We start from the raw sequence: 11,646 nt of genomic DNA, 5'->3' as shown, positions 1-11,646 counted from the left end.
TGGCTTCTTTTAAAACATCCAAATTTAGGTTAAACTGTAAGTGAGTCATTTTATCTCCTCTTTTCATTGTTTATTGTCGTTGAAAACAGTGTTGCCAAGAGTTGATAAAATGACTCCTTCTTTTTACACAATTATACGGACTTAATCGTTCTACGTTAAGGAACAGACAAAAAATCCGGTCAAAAGTTCACATAGAGCGGTTCTACGTTAAGGAACGGACGAAAAATCCGGTCAAAAGTTCACATAGAGTGGTTCTACGTTAAGGAACAATGCAAAAATCCGGCCATAAGTTCACATAGAGCAGTTCTACGTTAAGGAACAATGCGAAAATCCAACCATAAGTTCACGTAGGCACCGTCTAAATAAAGGAAAACAAGGATTTTTGGGGATAAGTTTACGTAAAGGGCCTGTATGTAAAGAGGCACTTGGCCGGTAAAATTTAAAAAAGCCTGTCCGGTATTTCTGGACAGGCTTTTGAAACAGGACTATTTTATAATCAGTACCGGACATTTGGCGAGCTGGGTGACTTTCTGGCTGACGCTGCCAAGCATGAGCCCCTTCAGGTTTCCGAGTCCTCTGCTTCCCATAATGATAAGCTGATAGTTTCCTTCTTCCGCCTTTCTGACAATCTGGGCAGCGGGATCGCCCGTTTCATAAAACTTCTCTATCTCAATTTCTTCCTCTTCAGCAAGAGCGGCGGCTTGGTCTAGCAAATCGTCCCCGTCCCTCTGCTGTTCAGAATAAAGGGTATCTATTGATGCATTTGGCATCCCCTCCGGAATAACCGGATTTTTCTCCACATGGATGACACCGATTTTTGTAAACCTTTCTTTTGCAAAATTCAGTGCGGATTTCAGTGCTTTTTCACTCATTTTTGAACCGTCTATTGCCACAAGAATACGATTAAACATAAAATCATCTCCATCGGCTTTCTTCTCATCAACCTTATCATATCATAAAAAATTGCAACAATTAACAGAGAATACGAGAAAAACACAAAATCTCTGCCCCTTGGGGTGGACAGGCACGGTTTATTTTTTGCGTGTTCGTCGGATATTTTCTGTTTTTTTTCGGAAAAATAAAGGGTATTGAACCATACGAGGTGATATGAAATGAACGAAAACAAAAAGAAATCGCAACGGAAAATGCACAACCCCGAACAATTTGCAACAGAAAACGAAGACATGCATGATAAATTTATGAGTGAACAAACAGTTGACCCGATCCCAATGGAAGACTTGCGAGAAGAAAAGCTTGAAGAAAAAACGGATCATGACAAAAAAACGACTTCTTCAAGCGAAAAAAAGTACAAACCGTAAACCTTGTAAGCAAAGCACCCGCGGGATGGCCGATAAAAACGGAATCCGAATCCCCGGGTGCTTCTAGTATGTTTTTCGCCAAGATTCGAGTGGGTACTGTCGCTTAAAACAATGGAACAGCGATGGATCTGTCTTGCCCGGAGCGGTAGGTTCTAGCCCTTGCAAAACCTTTGACCAAAGTTATAAATAGGGCTTGCTGAACGAATCCGGTTCTGAATTTGTGCCCAATTTGTCTGCAAACTCCATCGCAAAATATATGCGAAAATGCGTGAGTTTGTCTTCTCCATACGTTGAATCGGCTTTCGCGTGCAGGCATTTCCCTGGATTTGTTGTAAAACCTTTGCATTTAAATGGTTGCCAAAGCTGTCAGCATCCTTGCCAAATCTAGGAATTTCGCTTATTCAGCAAGCCCTAAATACATTTACGCTGCCAATCTCATTTCTAAGTTCTAGCCCTTGCAAAACCTTTGGCAAATGCCAATGCAGGTTAGCCTGCTGGAAACCCGTCATAAGGAAACGGAACAGGCAGTTGCAGCACCTGTTCCGTAAATTTTTTTAAAGCCAGCCTCCACCAAGTCATAACTTGCATCTGCTTTTGGTTGCGGCACCTGTTCTGTTTATATGCTTACAGCCAGTTATTGTCATCCGATCCGCTATCCCATCCGCCAAAGTCATTGTCATCATTGGAACTGAAATCAGCCAGATCGAATCCGGCGTCTTGCTGGTCGTTGTCATGTGCGTCATGATCCTCATGGGAACTGAAATGAGCCAAATCAAAACCGGTATCTTGCTGGTCGTGGTCTCCATGATCCCCGTCTTCATGACCGTCATGGCCATTGTCTTCAAAGTTGCTTAAAGTATCTTGGAGATGGTCAATCTCATCCTGTTGTAAAATATTTTGCTCTTCCAGTTCTTGCAACAGATCGTTGCCATCAAGATTTTGAAAATGCTCGAACTGGTCTAAACCGATTCTGCCCTGTTCCAGTAAATACGTCAGCAATGCACCTGTTGCCATCCCGCCGGCAAACATGCCAAACCGGCCGATTCCGGCATTACCCCCATCGTTCCATCCGGTTTGCTCCGGGTGCGGGTCATAGGCATCCCCATTGTAAATGCTTCTTCGCGGTTCAATGATTTGCGGGCGGTTCCGCTCGATCAAAGGACGGATGATTAAAAAATACACGAGCAAGATAATAATGATAATCCCGATAAACCAACCCAATTTTATTCCCTCCTGATCAAAAGTCATTTTATGCTACATCCAATCATCTTTGTTGCGTATTGTAACGCATTAGAATGAAAATAATCAGGATAAAAGTAGTTGAGATTACGAGAAAGCATGGGGCAGGCGCACCCCATGCTTCTGCCATTTTTAGCCCATCCTGGAAGAGGCGCCCTGCATGTCGATGACTGCTTTTCGTTGGGTAAAATCAATATTTTTATAGTAAGCATTTTTGACTAAAATGTTCGGTCCGAGACATTTGACTTGCGGGCAATGGCAATTCAGCGATTTTGCAATGGGTGTTTCGAGCCATTTTTCAAAGACGTCGGGCAGCCTGTCATGCTGGATATTGCCAAGCGGTGGTGTATCGCCAAAATCCGTGACAATCACATCACCCGTAAAAATATTGACATTCAGGCGGGAGCGGCCGTCCGGATCATTGCGGAGGGTCACATTTTTGCTTTCGTACAATCTTTTCAATAAGGCCTGGTCTTCTGGATTAGGGCTGCACGGATAAAATGGCAGCGTGCCAAACAGCATCCACACGCTTTCATCACGGATATCGAGCAAATGGTGGATGGCTTCTCGAATTTCATCCAAGCTGAGCACTTCAAGATCAGCAGCAAAATCACTTGGGTACATTGGGTGAATTTCGTGCCTTGCACATTTCATTTCTTCGACAATTTGATGATGGATTTGTTCCATATAAGGCAATGTGCGCTTGTTTAACATCGTTTCCGCAGAAACCATCACGCCCATCTCCGACAAGGCGCGGCTGTTTTCCACGATACGCCTGAACAATTTTTCACCGTGCTGATCGCTTGGCTTGATCCGCATGTTGGCAAACCCGCCGTCAATATAATCACGGACAGTTCCCCAGTTGTGGGAAATGTGCAGCACATCGAGATAAGGCGCAATTTGCACATATTTTTCGAGTTTCATTGTTAAGTTGGAATTGATTTGGGTGCGAATCCCTCTTTCATGCGCATATTGTAACAGCGGCAGAACGTAATTTTCAACAGATTTGGTTGACAGCATCGGCTCGCCGCCGGTAATGCTGATGCAGCGCAGTGTGCTGATTTCATCCAGCCGCCTGAGCAGCAGATCAAGCGGCAGCGCATCCGGATCTTTTGGCTGCAGCGTGTAACCGACCGCACAATGTTCGCAGCGCATATTGCATAAAGTGGTCGTTGTGAATTCAATATTCGACAAAGTCAGTTTGCCGTGCGTCGTGATGTCCATGTATGCTTCCCACGGATCGTATTCAGGCGTAATGCTTCGTTGTGTTTCTTCTTTTAACATGTTTGTGCTCCTTTTTCAAAAAGTCAATCCGGGCGCCTGCTTTGCGCATGATTCCACCTCCAAACGGCAGGCCCCTCCTTTTTCTGCTTTTTTCCTATATATGCCATGGTTCATTATAACATGCAGCCTGTTTCTTTTTTCGCAGATTCCATTTCCTGGGCTCCGGGTGTTTTTCGTAAAAAGTACGGTATGCTGCCTTCGCTAAAGCAGTGACGTCTGTCTTAAAAAGTTGCACCGGCTGTTTGCCATTTTTCTCTGATGCAAGGCTCGTTATGGCACGGGCACCTAGATCGACGCCATTCATCCGTTTTGATATTGGATTTTTTTCTTTATAAACTGATTGAACTTTTCTGCTTCATCGCGGATACTGATGTTTTGTTCCCATGACGCAGCGAGATGAAGAGCTTCCTGACTGAAATAAAGGGCGTATGCCAAATCGCCTTTTTTGGCAAATAATCTGGCCATGCCGTAGTGATAGTACATTAACTCAATCGGGTTGGCTTTGTTTTTTTGATAAAGCATCTTTTCAAATGCCGCCGCCGCTTTTTCAAACTGCTGATTTTCCACGTATGCGATGCCGAGATTAAAATAGGCTTCAATCGTCTTTTCCCCGCCGTAAGAATGGCTGATTTGATTAGCAGCTTCATATGCACGGATGGCCTCTTTGTATTTTTTCCGTTCCAAATATAAATCGCCCTGGACTAATAAAACACGGTGCTTGATCATCGGGGTGGAGGGGACCGGAATGACTTTGCCGAGAATGGACTCTGCCTGATCGGGGTCGCCCGATTTAAGAAGCATCCTTGATTTTAAGGCATGCCCCCAGACCATCAAGTCGCGGGTATCCTCATTGCCAGCATCCAGGCCGGATAGCCGCTTTAGCCCGGCATCAATTTGTGTGAGCGCCTCTTTCAGCTCATTCATTTCCATCAGCGCCCATCCAACCGTATCAATCCGAAAGAAAGCTTCGAGCATGCTTTTTCCCAGTGCAGCAGCAAAATCAGCTGCTTTTCGCCCGTATTCGACCCGTAAAGGCAGATTGACCCGGCTTAAAAAATGGCTGGTACGGACTACGAATTCAATCAATATTTCCTTTTCGTCTGATTGGCAGGACCATTCCATTACCTTGCGAATGTTCGTCCATTCCTGCTTCAGATCATCGAGATCCCGGCCAAGCAGATAGCGCCAGTAGAATATATTGGGCTGTTCCCGTTTTAAATGGGTATCCAAAAAATGGATATAATAGCGGGCCCATCGTTTTCGTGCCTCTTTTTCCAGCTGCCGGTTTTCCGACAAGTGCTGTTCACCGTAGGCAATCACGGTTTGATGTGCGGGATAGCGCAATTTTCCGTCTGTCCGGCCAGGCTGGATCAGCGCATAATTCCGCATTTGTTCAACTGCTGTATAAAAGCCCCTGGCATCCAATCCTGCCGCTGCGGCCCAGGCAGCTTCAACGGGCGGCTTTTCAAAAAAACAGAGCACCTGCCATAAACGGCGGGCTGCTTCATCGATGCGCTTCCATGTTCTCCCGAAAAGAAATTCAAATAACTCCAGTAATGAATACCCGGCGCTTTCGATTTCCTGAATGAGTTGTTCTGCCGGAATGCCGCCGTCACTGATATAGGCAACACTGAGGGACAGCGCTTTTGGATTCCCGGCGGCCGCTTTAATCAGTTTTGCCTGCATCTCCGGTGTCAGATGCCGCAACTCTTCCTGGTTAGGTGCACTGCCGGTTTGCAAATGTTCGCGGATGACAAATGACAAATATGAAAATGCCTCTTTTTCGTTTAATCCCTTTAACTTGACAATTGTGAAATTTTGAAAAGCGTCTTTATAATCTTGATTGTAGTTTTCTCGGGAAGTCAGCATCGCTTTTACACCTTGAGGGAGGTTGATAATGAATTCAATCACCTCTTTTTCAGCGGCGTCCATACTATCCACAATAAGCAGTATCGGCTTTTCCCTGGAAAAAAGCTGCAAAGCATGCCGCACTGCAAAACGTTTTTCCATGACCGGTTTATCAATTTGTTCTGTCTGTCCAAGCTGGTAAGCGATTGTATTTAAAAAATCATTGAAACTTAATCCTGTTAAATGGGTGCTGAACCAAATGATGCAGTTAAACGCCGGCCACTTATCAGAGACATTTGCAGCTTCTTCACCCGGTTCCCCTGCACAAGCATAAGCGGCTTCAAGGGCGAGCGTCGTTTTTCCCACGCCGGCCCACCCTGTAATGGAACAAACAGGCGAAGGGGAAAGAAGCCAGTGATAGATGGCTTGTAAATCTGATTTTCTGCCAATAAAGCGCCCTGACCAGCGTGCGGGCAGGTTGTGCGCGGAAAATTTGTTTTTCTCTTCGCTTTCAAGCACAGCGGCGTTTCCAAACAGACGGGTGATGGCCATATTGATTTCCTCGGGCGGGGGCGTACCGATTGTCCCGTTATCGTTCATCGTTTTTGCTTTTTTAAGGCAGGACGCCATCCATGCCGGCAATGCCGGTTCGATGACAGGGATGGAAGTGGTTTTCAGCAATTCCATGAACCACGTTACATTCATGCATCCTTTTTCAAGAATGAGCCAGATGATGCCGAACAGTTTGGCATCCTCGATCCGGCCCGGAATATACTTCGATCCCATTTGGCCGATCCAGCTTTTAACGGTGTTAGGGGATACACCCAGTTTGTATGCGATTTTTTCCATGTAAGATTGTCCGGTTTTGTTGCCGGCTTCTCTATTTGTCTTGTAATCCGGGTGCTGTTTTAAAGCTTTAACACCGGAAGATAGCAGACTGGAAAACTTTTTTTGGTTTTCAAGTTCGGCCAAGGACCTCACCTCCTTTCCTATATTTTATCAATATAATAACCGAAGTCTAAAATTTAAGCATAAAACATACAGTGCGGCTGTCCTTTTATACAGCAACAATAGCTGGTTCCCCTTTCATCCGTTTTGTATGATAAAAATAGTGAAAACAGAATATGCCAAAATGAATGCACTTTCATCACGGTATATTCCGGAAATCCAGTTTTTCAAAGAGAGGGACTTTGAAGATGACAAACCATATACCTGAAACAATGAAAGCAGCAGTGATGCACGGGACACGAAATATTTCGATTGAGACATTGCCTGTTCCGCAAATTGAAGAAAATGAAGTTTTAATTAAAGTCATGGCGGTCGGCATTTGCGGTTCGGATTTACATTATTACGAAACGGGCAGAATTGGAAAATATGTAGTGGACAAGCCGTTTATTCTCGGGCATGAATGTGCAGGGGAAATTGCAGCAGTTGGTTCAAAAGTCCGCCATTTTAAAGTAGGGGACAGAGTCGCTGTTGAGCCAGGTGTCACTTGCGGGCATTGTGAAGCATGTAAAGAAGGGCGTTACAATCTTTGCCCACATGTCCAATTTTTGGCAACCCCTCCTGTAGATGGTGCCTTTTGCCAATATATTAAAATGCGAGAAGACTTTGTGTTCGCCATTCCGGATGCGCTTTCTTATGAAGAGGCTTCTCTTGTTGAACCTTTTTCCGTTGGCATTCACGCAGCCACAAGAACAAAACTGCAACCGGGATCGACCGTAGCGATTATGGGAATGGGTCCGGTCGGTTTAATGGCTGTTGTGGCAGCGAGGGCCTTCGGAGCGTCGAACATTATTGTAACGGACTTGGAACCATTGCGGCTTGAAGCGGCAAAAGAAATGGGCGCTACCTATGCGATCAATATTCGCGAACAAGATCCTTATGAAGCAATTCAAGACATCACCAATGGCAAGGGGGTTGATGTTGCTTGGGAAACAGCAGGTAATCCAGCAGCGCTCCAATCAGCGCTTGCATCTGTATGCCGCGGCGGGAAGCTGGCCATTGTCGGTTTACCGGCTCAAAATGAAATTCCGTTGAACGTCCCATTTATCGCGGATAATGAAATTGATATTTACGGTGTTTTCCGTTATGCGAATACGTATCCAAAAGGCATAAAATTTTTGGCTTCCGGCATCGCGGATGTGAAAAAACTGGTGACGGATCAATATGCCTTGGAAGATACTTATCAGGCGATGGAACGCGCACTGAATTTCAAGAACGAATGCCTGAAAGTCATGGTTTATCCGAACAACTGAAAATACTGAGCCGTTCATTTATAACAAGAGCGAGGCATCCCTATTTAGGAAAAGGGTAGTATCATTCGTTCATTTTATAGAAAATGGTTGCAATCTACAAGCGCGGGCCGGATGGGTTTCACCGGAAAAATAGGATCGAAATCATGATGGCCTGTAGGATGTCACACGAATCATAGAATGGGGAGGATGATGCGGGCTGGCCGATGAATTTCAAGCCGAACCCGCATCCATCATCCATTTGTATGTTTGAAGGGAAAACCGGTACAAAATGTGCATTTTCCTGCAGGCAGTTGAATGAACGAATCATTGAAAACGCATTCGGAGGTATCATCTATGTTGGTTTCTGATAAAACAGTACGATTCAATGCAGCGGAAAATAAAAGGAGCGATTCCGGCGGCAGGTTGTCTTGGACGGAACGAATCGGTTACGGGCTCGGGGATATGTCTTATAATATCATTTTCCAGTTCGTAAACGCCTATCTGTTATTCTATTATACCGATGTGGACGGGATTTCACCTGCTGTCATTGGCACTTTGTTCCTTGTTGTGCGCGTTTTGGATGCCATTTTTGACCCGGTGATGGGCGCCATTATGGATAAGACAAACAGCAGATGGGGGAAAGCCCGGCCGTACTTATTGTGGGCGGCATTTCCTCTTGCTTTGTTTACTTTTTTGTGTTTTACAACGCCCCATTTTAGTGTGGCGGGCAACAGAATTTATGCATACGTGACCTATATTTTGCTCGGGATGTCATTCAGCATGCAGACGATACCGGTAAACAGCCTGACTGCAAGAATGACGGACAATTTACAGGAACGGACATTATTGACAACGATCAGGATGATTTTGGTCTATATCGGAATTCTTCTCTCCATATCTTGTGCGACACCGCTTGCCCAATATTTCGGCGGCGATGACCAGGCAAAAGGATTTCAAATAACGGCGCTTGTTTATGCGGCCGCAAGCTTTGCGTTAAATTTGATCAGTTTCCTGGCAGTGCGGGAGAGGGTCGCTGTAAAACCAGAAAAAAAACAAGGCGTAAAGAAAACTTTGACCGTCCTGATCCGAAATAAACCTTTGCTCATTCTGGCTTCTTCTTTTCTGGCTTTTGCTGTCGGTTTTAACATTAAATTGACGACAATGGTTTACTACTTCACCTATAATGTCCACCGCAAAGACTTGGTGTTTATGGGGACGCTGTTATTTTTTGGCGCTGCGCTGATTAGCAATATGTTCATCCCCGGCCTGTCCGAAAAATGGGGCAGGAAGAACGTCATGATGATTTCGGCAGCCCTTTCCCTGATTTCTTATGCCGGCTTGCAATTTACAGCATATTCCTCCATTCCGCTGATTTTGTTTTTACTGTTTGTTTCCGGGTTTTTTACCACCCCGCTGAACACGCTCGCATGGGGGATGCTTGCGGATTGTGTGGACTATGCAGAGTGGAAAACGGGAATCCGCGCAGACGGTGTGGTCATTTCCAGCATGAGTTTTACCAATAAACTGGGCGTTGCGCTCGCCGGTTCATTTTCAGCATTCTTTTTAAACAAGGCCGGCTATGTTCCGAATGCAGCCCAGTCCGTTTCATCCCTTCAAGCGATTAAGGACATGAATGCAATCATCCCCGGCATTTTTATTCTGCTGTCTGTTTTGCTGATCAGCTTTTATCCGATTACAGAAAACAGATACAAGAAGATGATGAAAGAACTGGAGCAGAAAAGATGAAACCGTATGTATGGGGACTTTTGAAAAGATCAAGGGGCCGGCCGGGATACCGGTGCCCTTTTCCCCGGTAAAATGGGAGGGCTGCAGCAACCAGCCCTTTTTTGCATGTCCACATCTTCACCGGCGCTTTTCTGTTTCAACATTGAAACGAATTTTGCAAAAATAACAATTGACATGAAATGCGTTTCATCATTTACACTATAACTACATAAAAAATGAGCCTGCTGGCTGGGGCTTGGTTTAAACACTTCCATCCTAAAGCATGGATGCCTGCTGAAAAATCGCAACTGTTTTAATAGGTGAGGTTATGACAAATATCAGAGACTTGGCGAAAATGGCCGGCGTGTCTGTGACGACCGTCTCCCGTGTGCTGAACAATCATCCGTATGTAAGTGAAGAAAAAAAGAACGCCGTCTTAAAAGCGGTGAAAGCGACCCGGTACCATAAAAACATCAATGCCGTCCATTTAAGTAAAGGGAAAACAAAATTGATCGGGGTCGTTTTGCCGTTTACAGATCATCCTTATTTTGCCCTTTTATTGAAAGGGATCGCAAAGCAGGCGCTTGAGTATAACCATAAGCTGCTTTTGTTTCAAACAGACTATATGGAAAGTAGGGAAGCGGAAGCCTTACAAATGCTGCAACAAAAGCAAATTGACGGTTTAATCATTTGTTCGCGCGCCTGCAGCATGCGCAAAATTGAAGAATACTTGCCATTCGGTCCGATTGCGCTTTGTGAATGTGTAAAAGGCGGCGAAATATCGTCAACCTATATTGACCACTATAAAATTTTTATGGATGCACTGGAGTTTTTGTACCGGAAAGGCCATACGAAAATTGGGTATTGCATCGGCAGGAAATCCGGCACCAACAGCCGGAATCGCGATAAAGCCTATTGGGATTTTCATGAAAAATACCATTTGCCGCACCATCCGGAATATATTTTTGACCAATGCTACGACTATGAGGATGGAGAAAGGGTTTTGAGCCGGGTAAAAGAATTGGACCCGCCTCCTTCTGCATTGCTTGTGACAAGTGACCAGGTTGCAGCGGGGATTGTCATCAGTTGCAACAAACAGCAGATTTCTATTCCGGATGAGCTGGCGATCATCGGATTTGACAATGAACCGATTGCTGGAATGCTGAATATCACAACCATAGATATCCCGCTTGTTGACATGGGCCGGAACCTTGTTCGCCAGGTTTTGACGAAGGAAATTAAAAACAAGGAAATCTCAGCAAAACTCATTGAAAGAGGCACGGTATAGGGATAAAGACTGAGGAAGTTCCATTCAGTTCTGCCGCGTGTAAAGCCCGGCCAACCTCAGCCTGCCAAAACAAAAACGGCGTCTGCAGCAGTGCCACAAAAGGGATGCTTGTGCTTTATCAAACGGGGAGGGAGAAAAGTGAATATACTGGAAGATGCAAAGGCCATGGTTTTAGAACTGTATGCCAGTTTGTGCAGTAAAGTAGGCGATCAACCATTAGAGAAGGTTGTAGAGGTGATTGGCCGGTCGAACCGTTTGTTTTTGGCAGGAACGGGCTGTTCGGAAATGATCCTCCGTGTCTTTGCCAACAGGCTGGTCCATTTGGGGTTCCGGGTTGGGATGATCGGCGATTTGATTTCACCTGTTCCTGAAAAAGGGGATACCATCCTGTTCAGCTCAAAATCGGGAGAAAATCCTACTTTATTGAATGCCGCCCGAAAAGCTAGGCTCCACGGCATAAAAATGGTGGCCATCACGGCTTCTCCCGAATCAACTCTTGCAAAAATGGCGGATTTGACGGTCTTGTTGCCGGATGAATCGTCTGAATTTGAAAGCATAAAACAGGCCGGCCTCACCCCGGATAGAATCGGAACCTTATTTGAACTGCTGAGTTTTTTGATTTATGATGTCATTACAGCATCTTTAATGAAAAAACGGCATCCTGAAAATGAGTATGCTTGAAATAGAACGGGAAAGGATTATGAAG

Annotated in this window: 9 protein-coding genes; 5 read left to right on the top strand and 4 right to left on the bottom strand. The window is 45.1% G+C overall.

All coding sequences use genetic code 11. The annotated features are described in order from the left end of the window. Window positions 1–485: 485 nt before the first annotated feature. A complete protein-coding gene (locus NFR98_RS06135) occupies window positions 486–911 on the bottom strand; it encodes a universal stress protein (protein ID WP_014095974.1) in 426 nt (141 codons plus the stop codon). A 201-nt stretch (window positions 912–1,112) separates the two neighbouring features. Between NFR98_RS06135 and NFR98_RS06130 the strand changes: the two genes are divergently transcribed. Next, window positions 1,113–1,319, top strand: a complete 207-nt coding sequence (locus tag NFR98_RS06130) for a YczO family protein (protein WP_061086930.1) — start codon at window positions 1,113–1,115, stop codon at window positions 1,317–1,319. 624 nt (window positions 1,320–1,943) lie between these two features. On the opposite strand, the gene NFR98_RS06125 is transcribed toward NFR98_RS06130, so the two are convergent. The 3 genes from NFR98_RS06125 to NFR98_RS06115 form a co-directional block, all read right to left on the bottom strand. Then, a complete protein-coding gene (locus tag NFR98_RS06125; protein WP_061086929.1) occupies window positions 1,944–2,540 on the bottom strand; it encodes a hypothetical protein in 597 nt (198 codons plus the stop codon). 150 nt (window positions 2,541–2,690) lie between these two features. Then, window positions 2,691–3,842, bottom strand: a complete 1,152-nt coding sequence (gene yfkAB, locus NFR98_RS06120; protein WP_014095971.1) for a radical SAM/CxCxxxxC motif protein YfkAB — start codon at window positions 3,840–3,842, stop codon at window positions 2,691–2,693. Window positions 3,843–4,142: 300 nt separating this feature from the next. Continuing rightward, window positions 4,143–6,662 carry a tetratricopeptide repeat protein gene (locus NFR98_RS06115; RefSeq protein ID WP_104851255.1) on the bottom strand — a complete coding sequence of 840 codons (2,520 nt, stop codon included), beginning with the start codon at window positions 6,660–6,662 and terminating at the stop codon, window positions 4,143–4,145. A gap of 224 nt (window positions 6,663–6,886) precedes the next feature. On the opposite strand from NFR98_RS06115, the gene NFR98_RS06110 reads away from it, so the two are divergent. The 4 genes from NFR98_RS06110 (at window position 6,887) to NFR98_RS06095 (ending at window position 11,621) form a co-directional block, all read left to right on the top strand. Continuing rightward, complete coding sequence (locus tag NFR98_RS06110; RefSeq protein WP_251459850.1) at window positions 6,887–7,948, top strand: NAD(P)-dependent alcohol dehydrogenase; 1,062 nt, start codon at window positions 6,887–6,889, stop codon at window positions 7,946–7,948. 333 nt (window positions 7,949–8,281) lie between these two features. Continuing rightward, on the top strand, window positions 8,282–9,673 hold the full coding sequence (locus NFR98_RS06105) for an MFS transporter (RefSeq protein WP_251459848.1): 1,392 nt from the start codon (window positions 8,282–8,284) through the stop codon (window positions 9,671–9,673). Between the two features lie 307 nt (window positions 9,674–9,980). Continuing rightward, window positions 9,981–10,940 carry a LacI family DNA-binding transcriptional regulator gene (locus NFR98_RS06100; protein WP_251459846.1) on the top strand — a complete coding sequence of 320 codons (960 nt, stop codon included), beginning with the start codon at window positions 9,981–9,983 and terminating at the stop codon, window positions 10,938–10,940. A gap of 138 nt (window positions 10,941–11,078) precedes the next feature. Next, window positions 11,079–11,621, top strand: coding sequence for an SIS domain-containing protein (locus NFR98_RS06095; protein ID WP_251459843.1), 543 nt, complete (start codon window positions 11,079–11,081; stop codon window positions 11,619–11,621). Window positions 11,622–11,646 lie beyond the last annotated feature (25 nt).

The sequence above is a fragment of the Weizmannia agrestimuris genome, from assembly GCF_943193165.1.
GTDB lineage: Bacteria > Bacillota > Bacilli > Bacillales > Bacillaceae_C > Weizmannia > Weizmannia faecalis.
The sequence above is the reverse complement of the archived record's forward strand: the minus strand, read 5'-3'. Positions and strand labels throughout refer to the sequence as shown.

What these genes read in the sequence shown, in the direction of transcription:
- NFR98_RS06135 (WP_014095974.1), bottom strand. Translation starts at nt 911, where the DNA reads ATGTTTAATCGTATTCTTGTGGCAATAGACGGTTCAAAAATGAGTGAA.
- NFR98_RS06130 (WP_061086930.1), top strand. Translation starts at nt 1,113, where the DNA reads ATGAACGAAAACAAAAAGAAATCGCAACGGAAAATGCACAACCCCGAA.
- yfkAB (WP_014095971.1), bottom strand. Translation starts at nt 3,842, where the DNA reads ATGTTAAAAGAAGAAACACAACGAAGCATTACGCCTGAATACGATCCG.
- NFR98_RS06110 (WP_251459850.1), top strand. Translation starts at nt 6,887, where the DNA reads ATGACAAACCATATACCTGAAACAATGAAAGCAGCAGTGATGCACGGG.
- NFR98_RS06105 (WP_251459848.1), top strand. Translation starts at nt 8,282, where the DNA reads ATGTTGGTTTCTGATAAAACAGTACGATTCAATGCAGCGGAAAATAAA.
- NFR98_RS06100 (WP_251459846.1), top strand. Translation starts at nt 9,981, where the DNA reads ATGACAAATATCAGAGACTTGGCGAAAATGGCCGGCGTGTCTGTGACG.